Below are 19,761 nucleotides of genomic sequence, written 5' to 3' on the forward strand. Positions count from 1 at the left end.
CTTTCATGAACCTCACTCCCGCCGCTTCCGCCGAAGCCAGCGCGCTGCGCAAGATCACCTGGCACATCATGCCGTTCCTGTTTCTGGTCTATGTGCTGTCGTATCTCGACCGCGTGAACATCGGCTACGCGAAGCTGCAGTTCACCGGCGACCTCGGCCTGTCGAATGCAGCTTATGGGCTCGGTGCAGGGATCTTCTTCTTTGGTTACTTCGTGTTCGAGGTGCCGAGCAATCTGCTTTTGAAGCGCTTCGGCGCACGCGCCACGATTGCCCGCATCACGATCCTGTGGGGCGCGCTGTCGTGCGCGATGATGTTCGTGCATTCGGAGACCACGTTCTATGTGCTGCGTTTTTTCCTCGGCGTCGCCGAAGCCGGTCTCGTGCCGGGCGTCGTGCTGTATCTGACGTTCTGGTTTCCGTCCGACCGGCGCGCGCGGATGGTCGCCGTGTTCATGGCGGCGATTCCGGTGGCGGGCATCATCGGTGCGCCGTTGTCGGGGTTCCTGATGTCGGCGCTGCATGAAGCGCACGGACTGCGCGGCTGGCAGTGGATGTTCCTGATCGAAGGCATTCCGTCGATCCTGACCGGCTTCTGGGCGCTCGCCGTGCTGCGCAACAGCCCCGCCGACGCCGCCTGGCTCACCGCCGAAGAAAAGCACGCCATCCTCGGCCGGCTCGCCCGCGAAAACAGCGTCGCGGCCGCAGCGGGCGCGGAACACAGTCTTGCCGTCGCGCTGCGCTCCAGTCGCTTCTGGCTGCTGACGCTGATCTACTTTTGTCTCGTCACCGGCAATGCGGGCTTCTCGTTCTGGTTGCCGCAGATCGTCAAGGACCTCGGCGTGACGAACCTGCTGACGAACGGCTTCGTCACCGCGATTCCCTATCTCGCGGCGGGCATCGGCATGATCCTGATCGGCCGTTCGTCGGATGTGACGGGCGAGCGTCGGTGGCATTACGCGGTGTGCTGCTTCCTTGGCGCGGCTGGGTTGATCGGCAGTGCGTCAGTCACGAACTCGATTCCGCTTGCCGTAACCGGTCTGTCGATCGCGTACGTCGGCATCCTCGCGGGCTTCGGCATTTTCTGGTCGATGTCGACGACGTTTCTGCAAGGTACGGCTGCGGTCGCCGGCATTGCCGTGATCAATTCGATTGCGAATCTGGCCGGCTACGTGAGCCCGTATGTGCTCGGCATCGTCAAGGATGCGACGCATAGCGTGACTTACGGCTTGCTATTGATCGCTGGTGCATTGATCGTCGGTGGACTTGTCACGCTCGCGATGCCGCGCGTGAAGGTACTGCACGGTGCGACGAGTGCGGCGTAATACTCACACCGCAGCTCGCAGCGCCGACAGCGCGGTGAGTCCGCGGGCCCGCTGCGCCCTGTTTGCCGCGCAGCCGTGTTCTACAATGCGGCCACACCGACCGCACTCCTTTTCATGACGCTCCCGCAGACTTCCCGCAGCGCTCGCCCCAAGCCACAGAACGCCGCGAGCCTCGCCGAACAGGCCTACGATTTCGTCAAGCGCGAGATCATCACGATGCGTCTGCGCCCAAGCGAAGTGCTCAACGAAGCCGAACTGATGGCGCTGACCGGCATCGGTCGCACTCCCGTTCACCAGGCGCTGCACCGGCTCGTTCACGAAGGCATGCTCACGATCATGCCGCGCAAGGGCATCATGGTGCGCCCGGTCTCGCTCGACGACGTGCTCGCGATCATCGATGTGCGGCTCGTCAACGAGAGCTACTGCGTCGAACTCGCGGCGCGCCATGCGCAGGCGCAGGATTTCGAAGCGATGGAAGCGCTGCTCGAACGTTCGGCGGTCTGCGTCGCGGCGCATGACGTCGAAGGGATGATGGACATCGATCGCGAGTTCCATCTGGCCATTTCCGCCGCCTCGCGCAACGCGGTGCTCGCCGACATCCTGCGTGGACTGCATGAACGCTCGCTGCGTTTCTGGTTCATCTCGCTGTCCGAGCCGCACCATCTCGAAGACGTCCACGACGAGCATCTCGAACTGTTTCGCCTGTTGCGCGAACGCGATGCGGACGGCGCGCGCCAGTCCGTGCAGCGTCATATCGAAGCGTTCCGCGCGACGCTTTTCAACCGGATCTGAACGACCATGACCACCGATTTCACACCTTTCCCGCCGCTCGCCCAACTCGCCGCCGATCTCTCCGCCGGTCGCACCACGAGCCGCGCGCTCGTCGAAACCGCGCTCGAACGGATCGCCGATCCGGCAGGCCAGGGATCGACCGTCTTCATGCATGTCGATGCCGACAGCGCCCGCGCGGCCGCCGATGCGCACGACCGTCTGCGCGCCGCGGGCACCGTACTGTCGCCGCTCGCGGGGATTCCGGTGTCGGTGAAGGACCTGTTCGATATCGAAGGCCAGGTGACGCGCGCGGGTTCCCGCGTGCTCGCCGATGCGCCGCCCGCCACCGCCGATGCCATCGCCGTCGCGCGGCTGAAGCGTGCGGGAGCGGTGATCGTCGGGCGCACCAACATGAGCGAGTTCGCGTTTTCAGGGCTTGGGCTCAATCCGCATTACGGGAATCCGCTGTCGCCGTACCGGCGCAGCGAACCCGGCGACGAACGGATCTCGGGCGGGTCTTCGTCGGGCGCGGCGGCTTCGGTCGCCGACGGCATGGCGGCGATTGCGCTCGGCACCGACACCGGCGGCTCGATCCGCATCCCGGCCGCGCTGTGCGGTCTGACCGGCTTCAAACCGACCGCCGAGCGGATTCCGAAGCAAGGCGGCGTGCCGCTGTCGTCAACGCTCGATTCGTTCGGGCCGATCGGCGTGTCGGTCGCGTGCTGCGCGCTGGTGGACCGGATGCTGGCGGGGCTGGAACCGCGTGTGCCGGCCGCCCGGCCGCTCGAAGGCGTGCGCCTCGGCGTGTTAACCAACTACGTAACGGACGGTGTCGAGCCGGCGGTCACCGAAGCTGTCGATATGGCGCTCAAGCATCTCGAAGCCGCCGGCGCGATCGTCAAGGAAGTCCGCTTCGCGCCGCTCGACCGCCTGGCGGAAATCAACCGCTTCGGCTTTTCGCCGATCGAAGCGTACGCCTGGCACCGGCCGCTGCTGGAAAAGCATCGCGACCTCTACGATCCGCGCGTGCTGGTCCGGATCCTGAAGGGCCAGCCGGCCAGCGCCGCCGACTATCTTGACCTGCTCGCCGAACGCCACGCGATGCTGGAAGCAGCCCGCGCGCTGTGGCAGCGCTTCGACGCGGTGGTCGCGCCGACCGTGCCTGTCGTGCCGCCGCGCGTCGCCGACCTGATCGACGACGATGAGGCATTCGGTCGCACCAACGCGCTGATCCTGCGCAATCCGAGCGCGTTCAACTTCCTCGATACGTGCGCGCTGTCGCTGCCCTGCCACCGGCGCGGCGATGCACCGGTCGGCCTGATGCTGGCGGGCGCCCCGCACAACGACGACGCGCTGCTGGCCCTCGGCCGGGCCGCCGAGGCCGTTCTGACGACGATCCGTTAGACGAAAGGCGCGGTGGCCCGGGTTCGCGCTAGAATCGCGGGCACCCGCCTGGGGGAGCTCCCCCGGCATTCACCGACCGCCACACGATCGATCCATGAACAACGACAACGCCGTCCTGCGCCGCGAGCGCTCCCTGCTGGTCCTGCTCGGTTTCATCTGTCTTGCGCTGGTGGCCGGCGCGCTGTACCTCCAGTACTTCAAGCACGAAGACCCGTGCCCGCTGTGCATCATGCAGCGCTACTTCTATCTGCTGATCGCGATCTTCGCGTTCCTCGGCGCGCGGCTGCGCGGCTGGCGCGGCGTGCGCCTGCTCGAACTGCTGGCCGTGCTGTCGGCGGCAGCCGGCATCGCTACCGCGGCGAAACACGTCTACGTGCAGGCGAACCCGGGGTTTAGCTGCGGGTTCGACGCGCTGCAACCGGTCGTCGACAGCCTGCCGCCCGCGCACTGGCTGCCCGGCGTGTTCAAGGTGGCGGGCCTTTGCGAAACCGCCTATCCGCCGATTCTCGGCCTGACGCTGCCGATGTGGTCGCTGCTCGGCTTCGTCGTCGCGTTCGTGCCGCTCGTGCGCAGTCTCGTGCGTAACCGGCGCCGCATCAGCTGATTCGGGGTTGCCGCCCGGCGCGCTCGTTGCCGGACGGCCTGTCCGCTGTACTGCCGGTCGATGTGGGGCGGCTGCGGCGGAGCCCGCGATGCCGGCGCCGCGGGGTCAGCGGCGTTTGCGTGGCCGCGCAGCGTTGACAGGTCCGGCGTCACCGCTTTGACCCGGCCCATTCCGCGGCCTTTCCTGTCTCCGGCCAACCGCTTCACGTCACTTTCCACCGCCTTTCGCCCCTTCCCGCCCCCACGCAACTTCCGCCGCGCGGGCGAATCGTACGGTTGTCATGACCCGCGGCTGATAACCCCCATTACCGGCAGGGAATCCTTTCCACGCGCGGTGGTGCTATCTTCGGGCATGGATGGCGATCTACGTGCGCGAGGCCGGCTACGGCTCGACCTCATGCGTAACGCGCGCCCGGTCCGCAATGTCTTTCGGATTCGCCATGACAACGCAAACCATCCGTTTCTATTACCGTGGGGCCCTCCGTGAAGTCACGGACGTGCCCGCTTCGTGCACCGTGCTGCAGCACCTGCGCGAAGACCTGCATTGCACGGGAACGAAGGAAGGCTGCGCCGAAGGCGATTGCGGCGCGTGCACGGTGGTGGTCGGCGAGCTGGGTCCGCAACGCTCGCTCGCGCTGAAAGCGGTTAACGCCTGCATCCAGTTCCTGCCTACGCTCGATGGCCGCGCCCTCTTCACTATCGAAGACCTGCGCGCCGCTAACGGCGCACTGCATCCGGTCCAGCAGGCTTTGGTGGATTGTCACGGCTCTCAATGCGGCTTCTGTACGCCCGGCTTCGCGATGTCGATGTGGGCGCTCTACGAAAACCAGCCCGCCGACGCCGGCCTGCCAACACGCGATGAAATCGCCGCCGCACTCTCCGGCAATCTGTGCCGCTGCACCGGCTACCGCCCGATCGTCGATGCCGCGCAGAAAATGTTCGACTACACGCAATACCCGCGCGTCGCGCTCGATCGCGCTGCGGTGTGCGCTGCGCTCGAACCGGTCCAGCGTCGCCACGCCTTCACCTATACCGCCCCCGACGTGCGCGGCACCGCCGCCGGTTCGCCGACGTTCCATGCGCCGGTCGACCTCGACGGCTTCGCGCAGTTGTATGCGCAGCATCCTCAGGCGCGCGTGCTGGCCGGCGGCACCGATGTTGGCCTGTGGGTCACCAAGCAGTTTCGCGACCTCGGCGACATCCTGTACGTCGGCAACGTGGCAGCGCTCAAGACCATCGAGCGCGATGCGCAGACACTCACCATCGGCGCGGCGGTATCGCTCGAAGCGGCCTACGCCGCACTCGCCGTCGATTACCCCGAAGTCGCCGAGCTATGGGTCCGCTTCGCCTCGCTGCCGATCCGCAATGCGGGCACGCTCGGCGGCAATATCGCGAACGGCTCGCCGATCGGCGATTCGATGCCCGCGCTGATCGCGCTCGGTGCGCAGGTCGTGCTGCGCCATGCGCGCAAAACGCGCACCGTGCCGCTCGATGCGTTCTATCCCGGCTACCGGAAAACGGCGCTCACGGCCGGAGAATTCGTCGCGGCGATCCGCGTGCCTCGACCGGCTCCCACACTGCGCTTTCGCACCTATAAGGTATCGAAGCGCTACGATCAGGATATTTCGGCGGTGTGTGCGGCGTTCGCACTGCGCGTCGACGGTGACACGATCGTCAACGCGCGCATCGCGTTCGGTGGGATGGCGGCGGTGCCGCAGCGTGCGGCCCAGGCGGAAGCGGTGCTCACAGGCGCGCCTTGGGATGCGGCCACCGCCCGTCGCGCGATGGATGCGCTCGCCGCCGACTATCAACCGCTGACCGATATGCGCGCGTCGGGCGCCTATCGTTTGAAGGTGGCGCGCAATCTGCTGTGGCGCTTCCATCTGGAGACGCGCGACAACGCGCCGCTTGGTCTGCACGACGTGAACGCATTTGCGTTCGGCACGCGTGACGTGCATGACGCAGCCGACGAAGTCACGCTCGCGAAGGAGCCTCAGCCATGAGCTCGCGCATCGACACTTCTACTGCAGACGACGCAAACCACGCGTCGATCGGCGTGTCGCTGCCGCATGAGTCGGCGCAACTGCACGTGAGCGGCGAAGCGCACTACACCGACGATCTACCCGAACTGCACGGCACGTTGCACGCGGCGCTCGGCCTCGCGCGCCATGCACATGCGCGCATCGTCTCGATGGATCTCGCCGCCGTGCGCGCCGCGCCGGGCGTCGTCGCCGTGCTGACAGCGAGCGACATTCCAGGTGAAAACAACTGCGGCCCGGTACTGCACGACGATCCGATTCTCGCCGACGGCGAAGTGCAATATCTCGGCCAGCCGGTATTCGTCGTGATCGCGCAGAGCCACACGCTCGCGCGCCGCGCAGCCGCGCTCGCCGCAAGCGAAGACGTGGTCCGTTACGAGCCGCTCGAAGCGGTACTCACCATCGCCGAAGCGAAGGCACGTCAATCGTTCGTGTTGCCGCCGCTGCATCTGACTCGCGGCGCACCCGCCGCACGTATCGCGGCGGCGGCTCATCGCATGACCGGCACATTCGAAGTAGGCGGCCAGGAGCAGTTCTATCTGGAAGGGCAGATCGCGTATGCGGTGCCGCAAGAGATGGATGGCATGCTCATCTACAGTTCGACGCAGCATCCGAGCGAAATGCAGGCGCTGGTCGCGCACATGCTCAACCTGCCCGCGCATAACGTGGTCTGCGAATGCCGGCGGATGGGCGGCGGGTTCGGCGGCAAGGAATCGCAATCGGCGGTGTTTGCCTGCGCGGCCGCGCTCGCTGCCCGCAGGCTGAATCGACCGGTGAAGTTGCGTGCGGATCGCGACGACGACTTCACGATCACCGGCAAGCGCCACGACGCTGCGTACGAATACGAAGTCGGTTTCGACGACGACGGTCGCATCGCCGGCGTGCGCGTCGAGATCGCGTTGCGTGCAGGCTATTCCGCCGATCTGTCCGGCGCCGTCGCGACACGCGCCGTCTGCCATGTCGACAACGCGTACTACCTGTCCGATGTCGATATCGTCGCGCTGTGCTGCAAGACCAACACGCAGTCGAACACGGCGTTTCGCGGCTTCGGCGGCCCGCAGGGCGCGCTCGTGATGGAAGTCATGCTCGATGACATCGCGCGACAGTTGCAGCGCGATCCGCTCGACGTGCGGCGCGTGAATTACTACGGCGTCGGAGAGCGCGATGTGACGCCGTACGGTCAGCGCGTCGAGGACAACATCCTCGCGCCGCTTACCGACGAACTGCTCGCGACGAGCCAGTATGAGGCGCGCCGCAATGCAATCGCCGCATTCAACGCGACGAGCCCGATACTCCGGCGCGGCATTGCACTGACGCCCGTGAAGTTCGGCATCTCGTTCAACGTGCCGTTTCTGAATCAGGCCGGCGCGCTTGTTCACGTGTACCGGGACGGCTCGGTGCTCGTCAATCATGGCGGCACTGAAATGGGCCAGGGGCTCAACACCAAGGTCGCTCAAGTGGTTGCACACGCGTTCGGCCTGCCGTTGTCGCGCGTACGCGTGACAGCCACCGATACATCGAAAGTCGCGAACACGTCGGCAACGGCGGCATCGACCGGCAGCGACCTGAACGGCAAGGCCGCCGAAGCAGCCGCGCACATCATTTGCGAGCGACTGGCCGCGTTGGCCGCGCAACAACTCGGTGGCGAAACGCAGGACGTGCGTTTCGCAGACAGCACAGTGCACGCGAACGGCGCATCGATACCGTTCGCGCAACTGGTCGAGAGCGCGTACCTCGCACGCGTGCAGTTGTGGTCCGATGGTTTCTACGCGACGCCGAAAGTCCACTGGGACGCGAAGACGTTGACCGGCCATCCGTTCTACTACTTCGCGTACGGTGCGGCCGTATCGGAGGTCGTCGTCGATACGCTGACCGGCGAATGGAAGCTGGTGCGTGCCGACCTGTTGCACGACGCGGGTCAATCGATCAACCCGGCCATCGATATCGGCCAGGTGGAAGGCGCGTTTATCCAGGGCATGGGCTGGCTCACCACCGAAGAGCTCTGGTGGAACAGCGACGGCCGCCTGATGACGCACGCGCCCTCCACCTACAAGATTCCCGCCGTAAGCGACACACCGGCTGCGTTTTACACGCGGCTCTATCGCAACGAAAACGCCGAGCCGACCGTGTTCCGTTCGAAGGCCGTCGGCGAGCCGCCGTTGCTGTTGCCGTTCTCGGTGTTCCTGGCGCTTCGCGATGCGATCGCCGCAGCCGTGCCTCACGCGAAGCGCGCGCCGCCGCTGCGCGCGCCCGCGACGCCGGAGGCAATACTCGACGCGATCGAGGCACTCGGTGCGCCGCCACAGGAACAGGAACATCAGGAACCGAACGCGGCCGGCGCGGCGACACCGCCGTCAGCAAAGACGGCCGATACCGCCGTCTAGTCGCATCGACCGTACCTAACCGCCCACCCGGATACCTCGTGCGGGCCTTACTGGAGAATGCCGGATGCAAGCCTGGCTACCCGATCTGCAACAACTGCTCGCGCACGGCGATGCTGTCGTGCTCGTCACGGTGGCGCGTGCCGAAGGATCGGTACCGCGCGGGGCCGGTACGAAGATGATCGTCACGCGCGATTCGGCGCGGCATACGATCGGCGGCGGCCATCTCGAGTGGAAAGCAATCGAGAGCGCTCGCAAGGTGCTCAAAGACGGCATGCGCACACCGCGCATGCGTCGGCTCGAACGCTTTGCGCTCGGCCCGAGCCTCGGCCAATGTTGCGGCGGTGCGGTCGTGCTCGCGTTCGAGCGGCTCGATATCGGCGATCTCGGTTGGGTCACGTCGCTGGCAAAGCGCATCGCGGCCGGGCAATCGATGGTGCGTAGCGTATCATTCGGTCCCGCCGCGGATACCGCCGCAGCGGACGCCGTGCTGCTGTCCGAACCGGAACCCGGTGTGGAAAGCGCGGACTGTCTGCTGTGGGACGGCGCCGGCTTCGAAGCGAGCGGCGCGTTGCTGACCGAAACCATCGCGCCGCGCGACTTCTCGGTGGTGTTGTTCGGCGCGGGTCACGTAGGTGCCGCACTCGTGCGTGTGCTCGCCACCTTGCCTTGTCACGTGCGCTGGGTCGACGAGCGCGACGCGCAGTTTCCGCCACCGGAAACGCTCAACGCGCCAAACCTGACGATCGACGCAAACGATGCGCCCGACGCCGCCGTCGACGAAGCCGCACCGAACACGTATTTCATCGTGATGACGCACAACCACCAGGTCGATCTCGAACTCGCCGAGCGCATCCTGCTGCGCGGCGATTACGGGTTCTTCGGCATGATCGGCTCGCACACGAAACGCAAGCAGTTCGAGCACCGGCTTGCCGCGCGCGGCATCGACCCTGCGCAGATCGCGCGGATGAAGTGCCCGCTCGGTGTGGATGGGATCGTCGACAAGTCGCCGGAAGTCATCGCGGTTTCCGCGGCTGCGCAGCTGTTACAGGCCGTCGAAGCGAATGCGCCTGCCGGGCCTTCCGCCGCGGCGCTGGCCGCAGCCGGGCGAATTGCACCTGACATCGGATAAACCGGAGCTGCCCCTCCGGATATGCATCTGTTTTCAATAAACCAAACCTGCCCCCGAAGAATCGAAGATGACTACAACGATCGCACCCACTCTCGCCGACAAGGTTGCACGCGCACCGAAGGCCGAACTGCACATTCATATCGAAGGCTCGCTCGAACCCGAGCTGATCTTCCGGCTCGCCGAGCGCAACGGCGTAACGCTGCCGTACGCATCGATCGATGCCTTGCGCGCGGCGTATGCGTTCACCGATCTGCAATCGTTTCTCGACATCTACTATGCAGGCGCGAGCGTGCTGCTCACCGAGCAGGATTTCTACGACATGACGATGGCCTACGCCGAGCGCGCCCTCGCCGATCATGTCGCGCACACCGAAATCTTCTTCGATCCGCAGACGCACACCGAACGCGGTGTATCGATCGATGTCGTGGTCGCGGGTATCGAGCGTGCGCTTGCCGATGCGGAAAAGCAGGGCCTGTCGAGCAAGCTGATCCTGTGCTTCCTGCGCCATCTGTCCGAAGAAGATGCGCTCGCTACGTTCGATGCGGCGCTGCCGCTTTTCGAGCGCTATCGCCACCGGTTGATCGGTGTCGGTCTGGATTCGTCGGAGCGCGGCCATCCGCCGTCGAAGTTCGAGCGCGTGTTCGCGAAAGCGCGTGCGCTAGGGCTCAAACTCGTCGCGCATGCGGGCGAAGAAGGTCCGCCGTCGTATATCTACGAAGCACTCGATCTGTTGAAAGTGGATCGCGTCGATCACGGTGTGCGCAGCATCGAAGACCCGGCACTCGTCGCGCGTCTCGCCGATTCGCGCGTCGCACTGACGGTGTGCCCGCTCTCCAACCTGAAGCTGTGCGTGTTCGACGATCTCACGAAGCACACGCTGAAGGAGTTGCTCGATCGCGGTGTCGCCGTCACCGTGAATTCCGACGACCCGGCGTACTTCGGTGGCTACGTGAACACCAATTACTTCGCAATTATCGAAGCGCTGAAGCTTACCGATACCGAGGTCTACACGACCGTGCGCAACAGCTTCGAAGCATCGTTCGTCACGCCGGACGAGCGCGCGGCGCTGATTGCAAGGCTCGATGCGCATTGGCACGGCGATGGCGCGCAGTAACTGCGCGCACTTAGGTCACCGATATCCACAGAACCCACGAAGGCCGCGCGGCCCCCCACCGCGCACAGCCCACCAACCCACACCACTTCAATCGCTACACGACGGAGACAGTTTTTCCCATGACTCAATCGGCTTACCGCGCACAATTGCTGAGATTCAACGGCGATCCTGCGCAATCGCACCACGCAGCGGTCTTCGACGAAGACGGCCTGCTCATCGTCGATGACGGCCGTGTCGTCGCAGCGGGCGCATGGAACACCGTATCGACCCAGCTCGCACCGGGCACGCAGGTGCACGAGATGCGCGACAAGCTCATCGTGCCGGGCTTCATCGATTCGCACATCCACTACCCGCAGACCGACATGATCGCGTCGCCGGCACCGGGCTTGTTGCCGTGGCTCGAGACGTACACGTTCCCAACCGAAGGCAGTTTCGCCGACCCCGCAGTTGCCGCGGATACCGCGCGCTTCTTCGTCGATGAGCTGCTCGCGTGCGGCACGACGACCGCGCTCGTCTACTGCACCGTGCACAAGCATTCCGCCGATGCGTTTTTCACCGAAAGCGAAGCGCGCAACCTGCGGATGGTCGCCGGCAAGGTGCTGATGGATCGCAATTGCCCCGAGTTTCTGCGCGACACCGCGCAATCGGGCTACGACGACAGCGCCGAGCTGATCGGCCGCTGGCACAACCGCGGCCGGCAGATGTATGCACTGACGCCGCGCTTCGCGCCGACGTCGACGGAAGCACAGCTCGAAGCATGCACCGTGCTCGCGAAGCAGCATCAGGACATCTTTATTCAGAGTCACGTCGCGGAGAATCTCGCCGAGGTGGAATGGGTCGCGAGCCTGTTTCCCGGTCATCGCAGCTATCTCGACATCTACGATCACTATGGGCTGCTGCGTCCGCGCGCGGTGTATGGACACTGTGTCCATCTCGACGACGAAGACCGTCGGCGGATGGCGCAGACCCGTACCGTCGCCGCACACTGCCCGACCTCGAACCTGTTTCTCGGCAGCGGACTGTTCGATTTCGACAAGGCAGGGGAAACGGGGCAGCCGGTCGCACTCGCAACGGACGTCGGCGGCGGCACGTCGTTTTCGATGCTGCAAACGATGAACGAAGCGCACAAGGTCGCGCGCCTCACCGGCCATCATCTGAGTGCCACGCGCATGTTCTGGCTCGCCACTGCCGGCGCCGCACAGGCGCTCGATCTTGCCGACAAGGTCGGGACGCTCGCCGTGCAATCGGAAGCGGATTTCGTCGTGCTCGATCCGGCGGCGACGCCGTTGCTGGCGCGCCGTACGGCGCGGGTGGAATCGCTGGAGGAACTGCTGTTTGCGTTCGCGCTGCTCGGCGACGATCGCGCGGTGTACGCGACTTATGCGGCTGGGAAGTGTGTGCACGAGCGCGATCGGGAGCGGGTGCATGCGGCTCGCAGTGCGAGGATTGCTGCGTAACCCGAGATTCCGCGGCGGGCGGCGCATCTGGATTGCACCGCCCGTCGCAACGCTTCACGCCACGTCACACCGGTTGCATGCAAACTTCGTGCAGCGCATTGAGTCTGCGCACCGGGTCGGCAACGTACGGATTCGTCTCGTCCCACGCATAACCCGCTAGCACCGCACTGATCATGCGACGGATTCCCTCCGTCTGGTGCGGATGAAAAATGATGTCCTGTAGCTCGCCGGTATACCACCGCTCGACGAACGCACGGAACGTATCGATACCCTTGCGCAGCGGTACGTCGTAATCGGCCTGCCAGTCTACGGCCTCGCCGCGCAGGAGCCGTATTAACGCGCGCGTCGCGAGATGCGCGGAGCGCAGTGCGATCGTCACGCCTGAAGAAAACACCGGGTCGAGAAATTCACCGGCGTTGCCGAGCAGCGCATAGCCGGGGCCGTGCAGTTTCTCGACGTTCGCGGCATACCCGCCGATCTGCCGCACCGGCATCAGGAACGGTGCGGCGCCGATCAGTCTACCCAGTGTGGGTTCCTCGTTGATCAGGCTGCGCAGCTTCGCTTCGCGTTCTGCATCCGGTACATCGAGAAAGCTCGCCTCCGCCACGCAGCCAACCGACGAGCGGCCGCCAGCCAGCGGAATCATCCAGTACCAGACGTCGCGCCGCCGCGGATGCACGGCCACGCTGATCTTGTTGCGATCGGTCGTGCCAGCGGGCAAGCCGTCGCGTACGTGGGTGAAGATCGCGGCGCGAGTCGGCATCCGTGTCGGCGCCTCGAGGTTCAAGAGCCGCGGCAGCACACGGCCGAAACCGCTCGCGTCGAGTACAAAGCGCGCCTGCACGCGGTACGCCGCACCCGCCTCGTCTTCGATATCGAGCACAGGCGCCGCACCGGTCTGGATCGCGCGCACCGTGTGGCCAAAGCTGACCTCGGCACCCTGCTGCTGTGCGCAGCGGATCAACAGATCGTCGAAAACCGCGCGCTCGACCTGGTATGTCGTGCCCCACCCCGGTGTGTGCTTGTCGCGGAAGTCGAACGACGACGTCTGCTCGTTGCAGATAAAGTGCGCGCCGTTCTTGTACTGGAAACCCGCTTCAACCACCGCCTGCAACATGCCCGCTTCTTCAAGGTAGGTCATGCTCTGCGGCAACAGACTTTCACCGATCGAAAAGCGTGGAAAATGTTGCCGTTCGAGCACTCGCACCGAGTGTCCCGCACGCCGCAGTAACGCCGCCGCAACGGCACCCGCGGGCCCAGCGCCGATAATCGCTACATCGACGGTCACATTCTGATCTAAAGACATTCCGCTCACCTGTTCTTCGCTGCATTGATCCGTCCCGGGCGGTGTCGCCATCGCTCGCGCGCCCCGGCATCGGGCTTTACAATGTCGAACGCTCGCCGCGGCGAGACTGCACCTCTACCGGGGAAACCACGTGTCGCCATCTCAATTTTCCAGCGTGCCGTTCGTGCCCGAAACTGCCTTCGGCATCTGGTTCCTGCGTACTCACACGTGGGAACACCACGTGCTGCGCGTCGCGATCAACGACCTCAAGCAGCTCGTCGACGCCCCGCTGCCTGACTCGCCCACGATCGTCGACGTCGGCTGCGGTCAAGGCATCTCGTTCCGCCTGCTGGCCAGCGCGTTCCGCCCACGCCGCATCGTCGGCGTCGATTTTCATGCGCCGTCGCTGGTGCTCGCCGAAGCGGCCGCGCACACTTGTCGCGCGCAGGCTGATCGCGCCATCGACATCGAATTACTGCACGGCGACTGTGCAAACCTGCCGCTACCCGACGCGAGCGCCGATTTCGTGTTCTGCCACCAGACCTTCCATCATCTCGTCGAGCAGGACCGCGCGCTCAGCGAATTCCGCCGCGTCCTGAAGCCTGGCGGCGTGCTGCTGTTCGCCGAATCGACCGACGCATACATCCGCTCGTGGGTCATCCGGCTGCTGTTCCGCCATCCGATGCACGTGCAGAAAAGCGCCGACGGTTATCTGCAGATGATCCGCGATGCCGGCTTCGCGTTCGGCACGCACAACGTGTCGCTGCCCTACCTGTGGTGGAGTCGCGCAAAAGACTTCGGTCTGCTCGAACGACTCGGCCTGTCCCATCCTCAGCCGGGCAAGCGCCGCGAAACGCTCGTCAACGTCGCCGCGGTCAAGACAGGCTGATCCAGACCGTGGCGGCATCGGGGCAGCGCCGGCCAGCGCTCCTCGCATGCCGCCACCCAACGCTCACTTCGTTGCGAGTGTTACTGCTCGAGCGTGACTGCATCGCCGCGCACGTGCAGCGCGGCGGCGCTGCCGCTTACGCCACAGGTGAAGGTATCGGCCGCTTCCGTCTCGGTGCTGTGAAAGCTCGTGCGAATATTGATCACGGCATTCGCATGACGTGAGCCTGCATCGTCGCGCAGCTTGTGCAACGCCTCGTTCAAGGCGGTATCGCACGACACCTGCTCGTCGTCGACCTTACGCGCGATGCGCGCCGACGCTGTCACCTCGCCAAGCTGCGTCTTCACCGCCTCGTGGGTTTGCGAACCGAAATAAAGCGCTACCGCCGAGCTGGCATCCGGCTGGGTCAACTTCGCCTGCAACGGCAACGACCGAACATGCGTTGCACACCCCGTCTGGGTGATCGCCGCAACGATCACCATGCCAACCGCGTATCTGATCTTCATTGTTATTTCTCTCGTTATTGCAACTACGTTGCAGGATTTTATGCACCCTTCCAGGCGCGAAACATCAGGCTCGCGCAACTGCCGCCGAACCCGAAAGAAACCGACATCGCCGCATCGATCTGCGCCGCACGCGAGGCTTGCACGAGCGGCAGGTGGCCGACCCGTGGGTCGATCGTCTCGATCCCCGTCGTCCCTGCGATAAAACCATCGCGCATCATCAGAAGCGTGTAGATCGCCTCGTGCGCCCCGCATGCGCCGAGTGGATGCCCGGTCAACCCCTTGGTCGAGGAAAACGGCGGCACCTCCGGGCCGAACACGTCGGCAAGCGCGCGCAGTTCCTCGATGTCGCCAAGCGGTGTCGACGGTCCATGTGTGTTGATGTAGCCGGGTCGTACGCCGCCTTCGTCGAGCGCGGCACGCATCGCACGCGCAATCCCCGGCGCGTGCGGTGTCACCATGCCGGCACCGTCGGTACCTTCTCCGAAGCCGGTCAGCTCCGCGTAAATGCGTGCGCCGCGGGCAAGCGCGTGATCGAGCGCCTCCAGCACCAGCACACCGCCGCCCGATGCGATCACGAAACCGTCGCGCGCCGTATCGTACGGGCGCGACGCGCGCTGCGGCGTGTCGTTGAAGTGCCGCGACAGCGCGCCCATCGCATCGAACATCAACGTCATGTTGTCGTGCAGCGATTCGCTACCACCCGCGAGCACGATCTGCTGGCGACCCGTCTGGATCAGTTGCATCGCCTGACCGATCGCGAGCGCGGACGTCGTGCAGGCCGAAGACGGCGAATAGCTCACGCCTTCCAGACCGAACGCCTGCGCGACATTCGCGGAGGCGGTGCTGCTCATCGCCTGTGGCACCGTGTACGGCGGCACCTTGTCGACGCCGCGCGTGTGTGCGATTGCCATCGCGTGGTCGTACGTGGACATGGTGCCGACGCCGGAGCCGATCACGGCGCCCGCCTGCGGCGAGCGCAGCGTCGCCGGATCGAGTTCGGCATCGGCAATCGCACTACGCGCCGCATGGCATGCGAAGCGCGCGGTATCGCCCATGAAGCGTTCGAGCTTGCGGTCGAAGGGCAGCGCGCCCGCCACCGATGCAACGCCCGCCACCTGGCTGCCAAAGCCACGGGCGCGCCACGCGTCGATTCGCGACAGGCCGCTGCGCCCCTCGCGCAGCGCAGCCGACACATCGTCGAGCGTATTGCCGAGGCACGACACGATACCCATGCCGGTGACGACGACACGCGACGTCGCGCGCGATGTATGCGCGCTCATCGCACGCGCCTGAAAACAAGCGATGTGTTGATCCCGCCGAACGCGAAGTTGTTGCTCATCACGTGCTCCGCGTCGATCTCCCGGCCACCGCCGACGATGTAGTCGAGCGACGCGCACGCCGGGTCGACTTCAGTCAGGTTCAGCGTCGGCGCGTACCAGTTGCGCTTCATCATCTCGATCGTCCACCATGCTTCCAGCGCACCGCATGCGCCGAGCGTGTGGCCCACGTAGCTCTTCAGCGAACTGATCGGCATGCGCGCGCCGAACACCTGCTCGGTGGCGTGGCTTTCCGCAACATCGCCGCGATCCGTCGACGTGCCGTGCGCGTTCACATAGGCGATCGCGGCGGGGGCAAGCTGTGCATCGTCGAGCGCAAGCCGCATCGCGATCGCCATGGTCGGGGCAGTGGGCTGGGTCATATGCGCGCCATCGGAATTGCAGCCAAAGCCGACAATCTCCGCGTGAATCCGCGCGCCGCGCGCTCTCGCGTGCTCGTACTCTTCAAGCACCAGCGTCGCCGCGCCCTCGCCGACCACGAGGCCGTCGCGCTTCAGGTCGAACGGCCGTGGCGTCAGATGCGCTTCGTCGTTACGGGTACTGGTCGCATACAGCGTATCGAACACGGCGACTGCGGGCCCCGACAGTTCCTCCGCGCCGCCCGCGAGCATCAGTTGCTGCTTGCCGGTCGCGATCGTCTCATAGGCGTAGCCGATCGCCTGGCTACCCGACGCGCATGCGCACGACGTCGGCACAATACGTCCCTTCAGGTCCCAGAACAGGCTGACGTTGACCGCCGCGGTATGCGGCATCATCTGCACGTAGCTGTTTGAGGAGACATCGGTCATCGACCCGGTTTGAAGCATCGCGCCAAACGCACGGATCGGCGCGACGGATCCCGACGACGATCCGTACGCGACCCCCATGCGGCCATCGCGGATCGACAGGTCTTCGGCGAGTCCGGCGTCCTCCAGCGCGAGTTCACTCGCTCGCACGGCATACATCGACACCGGCCCCATCGAGCGGGTCTTTTTGCGTGGATAGTGCGCAGGCGCGCTAAAGCCGGGCAGCGGACACGCCAGCCGCGTATGCAGAGACTCGAAGTAGTCCCATTCAGTCATGCGACGCACCGCATTGCGTCCGGCGCGCAAGTGCGCTTCTATGTCGTCCCAGCGATCGCCGAACGCCGTGACGCCGCCCATACCTGTAACGACGACGCGCTTCATATCAGACCATCCCGCCGTTCACACCGATCACCTGCCGCGTCACATACGAGGCTGCATCGGACATCAGGAAACTCACCACCGACGCGACTTCGGCCGGCTGGCCGACGCGCTTCATCGGCACCGCCTGCAGTCCGTGTTCGAGCGACGTGGTGTCGAGCATGCCGGTCTCGATCAGTCCGGGCGCGACACAGTTGACCGTGATGTTGCGCGTCGCAAGTTCGACGGCCAGCGCTTTCGTCGCTCCGATCAACCCGGCCTTCGCTGCGCTGTAGTTCACCTGGCCGCGATTGCCGATCACACCGGACACCGACGCGATCGTGACGATCCGGCCACCCTTGCGAGCACGCACCATCGGCATCGTCAGGGGGTGGACCACGTTGTAGAACGCATCGAGACCGGTTTCGATCACGATGTCCCAGTCTTCATCGGTAAGCGCGGGAAACGCCGCGTCGCGGGTCACCCCGGCGCAGCAGACGATCCCGTAGTACGCGCCATGCGCGGCAACGTCGGCTTCGAGCAGATTGCGACAGACGGCGCGCTCGCGCACATCGAACTGCAACACGCGTGCCGCGCCGCCCTGGGCGACGATGCCTGCCGTGACCGCGTCGGCTTCGGCGCGGCCACTGCGGCAATGCACCGATACGGCGAAACCGTCGGCGGCAAGCTGATAGGCTATCGCGCGGCCAATGCCGCGATTTGCACCGGTTATAAGGACACGCCGGCTCATGACCTGAAACTCCCTTCAATGAATGTCTGGAAATCGGTGGGCTGATACACCTTGATCACCGCCTCGGCACAGCGTGTCGTGCCGCAATCGATTGTGCATTCGTACGCGCCATGCCCTGCTTCGCTACGCAATAGTTCGCTGGTCTCGATCCGCAACTGCGCCGCGCGCGGAAAAGCGGACAGCACCGCCGTGTAGCTGCGCGAACCGAGCAGCACGCCTGGGCGCGCCGTGCCGCCCGCGCGCATGGCGAGCAGGCCGACGTGAGCGGCAATCGCCTGCGCCATCAGTTCGATGCCGATCCACGCGGGCATTGCACCGTTGGCATCGGCGTACCACGCGGCCGGGTTCACTCTCGCATGCGCGGTGAGCGCATCGTCGGTACACGCGCTCACGCGCTCGAGCAGCAGCATCGTGCCGCGATGCGGCAGGATCGTCTCGACGGGTGGGAAAACAGATTCGATCGTAGGTGTCGTCACGGGCATCACCGGCCAAGGATCAGGCTGACATTGCTGCCGCCGAATGCAAAGGAATTGCTCATCGCGTACGCGCCGCCTGCGCTCGCTAACCGCCGTTCGTCTTCGACGAGATCGAGTACCGGTAGCGCAGGATCGGCCTCACCGTCCCACAGATGGCGCGGCAACGCGACATCTGGACGCGCCAGCGCAAGCCACGCGAACCCCAGTTCGGTCGCGCCGGCTGCGCCGAGCGGGTGGCCGGTCAACGGCTTCGTGCCGCTCGCCGCGACACCCGCCGGGAACACGCGGGCCAGCAAATGCGCTTCCATCTCGTCATTCTTGCGCGTGGCTGTCGCGTGCAGGTTGACGTAGCCGACCGCCGCCGCGGCAATCCCCGCATCGGCGAGTGCCGCGCGCAGGGCGCGTTCACCGCCGACACCCTGCGGGTCCGGCGCCGAGATGTGATGGGCATCGCTCGACTCGCCGGCACCCGCCAGCCTGACGAGCGCTTCGTCACGGCTCATCAGGAACACCGCAGCGCCTTCACCGATGTTGATCCCGCAGCGGTTGCGACTCATCGGATTGCTGCGCGACACGCTGGTCGATTCGAGCGAGCCGAATCCTTGTACGGTCAGTTCGCACAGTGCGTCGACCCCGCCGACTACGACGGCATCGCACAACTTCAGTTGCAACAGCCGGCGCGCCGCCACGAAGACTTTCGCACTCGACGTACACGCGGTCGAAATCGTGAATGCCGGTCCGCGCAGGTTCAGCGCGGCAGCGGCGAACGGCGCCACCGTGCCGATTTCCATCTGCCGGTAGTCGAACGCGGCGGGTAACTCGCCGGTACGGACGCGCTGCGCGAGCGCGGCTTCGGCGGCATCGATGCCTGACGTACTCGTGCCAAGCACCACGCCAATCCGCCGCGCACCATAGCGGGCCCGGGCGTTTTCGAGTGCCGGCGCGATCTGCGCGAGCGCGGCAAGCAGCAGCCGGTTGTTGCGGCAGTCGTAGTGCGCGAGCGCCGCGGGCGGTGCAATGTCAAGCGGTGCCATGACCCGGCCGACGAACGAGTCGCCGTTGCGCATCGGCACCGCACCCATTCCCGGCGCAGCAGAAGCGGCGAGCGCAGGCACGATCGCGTCGAGGTCGGCGCCGAGTGCATTGATCATG

17 protein-coding genes are annotated in these 19,761 nt (G+C 65.4%); 10 read left to right on the plus strand and 7 right to left on the minus strand.

The genetic code is table 11. The annotated features are described in order from the left end of the window. Window positions 1–5 precede the first annotated feature (5 nt). The 9 genes from FNZ07_RS28110 (at window position 6) to guaD (ending at window position 12,223) form a co-directional block, all read left to right on the plus strand. Window positions 6–1,322, plus strand: a complete 1,317-nt coding sequence (locus FNZ07_RS28110) for an MFS transporter (RefSeq protein WP_091011471.1) — start codon at window positions 6–8, stop codon at window positions 1,320–1,322. Between the two features lie 114 nt (window positions 1,323–1,436). Then, a complete protein-coding gene (locus FNZ07_RS28115) occupies window positions 1,437–2,114 on the plus strand; it encodes a GntR family transcriptional regulator (protein WP_091011470.1) in 678 nt (225 codons plus the stop codon). A gap of 6 nt (window positions 2,115–2,120) precedes the next feature. Next, window positions 2,121–3,497, plus strand: coding sequence for an amidase (locus FNZ07_RS28120; RefSeq protein ID WP_091011469.1), 1,377 nt, complete (start codon window positions 2,121–2,123; stop codon window positions 3,495–3,497). 94 nt (window positions 3,498–3,591) lie between these two features. Then, a complete protein-coding gene (locus tag FNZ07_RS28125) occupies window positions 3,592–4,101 on the plus strand; it encodes a disulfide bond formation protein B (protein ID WP_091011468.1) in 510 nt (169 codons plus the stop codon). Window positions 4,102–4,540: 439 nt separating this feature from the next. After that, window positions 4,541–6,103: a xanthine dehydrogenase small subunit gene (gene xdhA / locus FNZ07_RS28130; RefSeq protein WP_091011647.1), complete on the plus strand. Its 1,563-nt coding sequence runs from the start codon at window positions 4,541–4,543 to the stop codon at window positions 6,101–6,103. Next, window positions 6,100–8,523 carry a xanthine dehydrogenase molybdopterin binding subunit gene (xdhB, locus tag FNZ07_RS28135; protein WP_091011467.1) on the plus strand — a complete coding sequence of 808 codons (2,424 nt, stop codon included), beginning with the start codon at window positions 6,100–6,102 and terminating at the stop codon, window positions 8,521–8,523. Before xdhA ends, xdhB begins: the two co-directional genes overlap by 4 nt. A gap of 64 nt (window positions 8,524–8,587) precedes the next feature. Further along, complete coding sequence (gene xdhC, locus FNZ07_RS28140) at window positions 8,588–9,652, plus strand: xanthine dehydrogenase accessory protein XdhC (RefSeq protein ID WP_091011466.1); 1,065 nt, start codon at window positions 8,588–8,590, stop codon at window positions 9,650–9,652. A gap of 67 nt (window positions 9,653–9,719) precedes the next feature. After that, entirely contained in the window at window positions 9,720–10,766 is a 1,047-nt protein-coding gene (locus FNZ07_RS28145) for an adenosine deaminase (RefSeq protein WP_091011465.1), read from the plus strand. 119 nt (window positions 10,767–10,885) lie between these two features. After that, window positions 10,886–12,223, plus strand: coding sequence for a guanine deaminase (guaD, locus tag FNZ07_RS28150; protein ID WP_091011464.1), 1,338 nt, complete (start codon window positions 10,886–10,888; stop codon window positions 12,221–12,223). Window positions 12,224–12,287: 64 nt separating this feature from the next. Here guaD and FNZ07_RS28155 read toward each other — a convergent pair whose 3' ends face one another. Further along, window positions 12,288–13,529: an NAD(P)/FAD-dependent oxidoreductase gene (locus FNZ07_RS28155; protein WP_091011646.1), complete on the minus strand. Its 1,242-nt coding sequence runs from the start codon at window positions 13,527–13,529 to the stop codon at window positions 12,288–12,290. Between the two features lie 130 nt (window positions 13,530–13,659). On the opposite strand from FNZ07_RS28155, the gene FNZ07_RS28160 reads away from it, so the two are divergent. Next, complete coding sequence (locus FNZ07_RS28160; protein WP_091011463.1) at window positions 13,660–14,397, plus strand: class I SAM-dependent methyltransferase; 738 nt, start codon at window positions 13,660–13,662, stop codon at window positions 14,395–14,397. A gap of 80 nt (window positions 14,398–14,477) precedes the next feature. On the opposite strand, the gene FNZ07_RS28165 is transcribed toward FNZ07_RS28160, so the two are convergent. The 6 genes from FNZ07_RS28165 to FNZ07_RS28190 are packed head-to-tail and all read right to left on the minus strand — an operon-like array spanning window position 14,478 to window position 19,760. Next, window positions 14,478–14,903, minus strand: a complete 426-nt coding sequence (locus tag FNZ07_RS28165) for a signal peptidase (RefSeq protein ID WP_091011462.1) — start codon at window positions 14,901–14,903, stop codon at window positions 14,478–14,480. Between the two features lie 38 nt (window positions 14,904–14,941). Continuing rightward, window positions 14,942–16,183 carry a beta-ketoacyl-[acyl-carrier-protein] synthase family protein gene (locus FNZ07_RS28170; protein ID WP_091011461.1) on the minus strand — a complete coding sequence of 414 codons (1,242 nt, stop codon included), beginning with the start codon at window positions 16,181–16,183 and terminating at the stop codon, window positions 14,942–14,944. Next, window positions 16,180–17,406: a beta-ketoacyl-ACP synthase gene (locus tag FNZ07_RS28175; RefSeq protein WP_091011460.1), complete on the minus strand. Its 1,227-nt coding sequence runs from the start codon at window positions 17,404–17,406 to the stop codon at window positions 16,180–16,182. Before FNZ07_RS28175 ends, FNZ07_RS28170 begins: the two co-directional genes overlap by 4 nt. Before the next feature lies 1 nt (window position 17,407). Continuing rightward, entirely contained in the window at window positions 17,408–18,133 is a 726-nt protein-coding gene (locus tag FNZ07_RS28180) for a 3-ketoacyl-ACP reductase FabG2 (RefSeq protein WP_091011459.1), read from the minus strand. Next, on the minus strand, window positions 18,130–18,615 hold the full coding sequence (locus FNZ07_RS28185; RefSeq protein ID WP_091011458.1) for a hotdog family protein: 486 nt from the start codon (window positions 18,613–18,615) through the stop codon (window positions 18,130–18,132). Before FNZ07_RS28185 ends, FNZ07_RS28180 begins: the two co-directional genes overlap by 4 nt. After that, window positions 18,615–19,760: a beta-ketoacyl-ACP synthase gene (locus tag FNZ07_RS28190; RefSeq protein WP_409373404.1), complete on the minus strand. Its 1,146-nt coding sequence runs from the start codon at window positions 19,758–19,760 to the stop codon at window positions 18,615–18,617. Before FNZ07_RS28190 ends, FNZ07_RS28185 begins: the two co-directional genes overlap by 1 nt. Window position 19,761: the final 1 nt, after the last annotated feature.

The organism is Paraburkholderia megapolitana (assembly GCF_007556815.1).
Taxonomy (GTDB): Bacteria; Pseudomonadota; Gammaproteobacteria; order Burkholderiales; family Burkholderiaceae; genus Paraburkholderia; species Paraburkholderia megapolitana.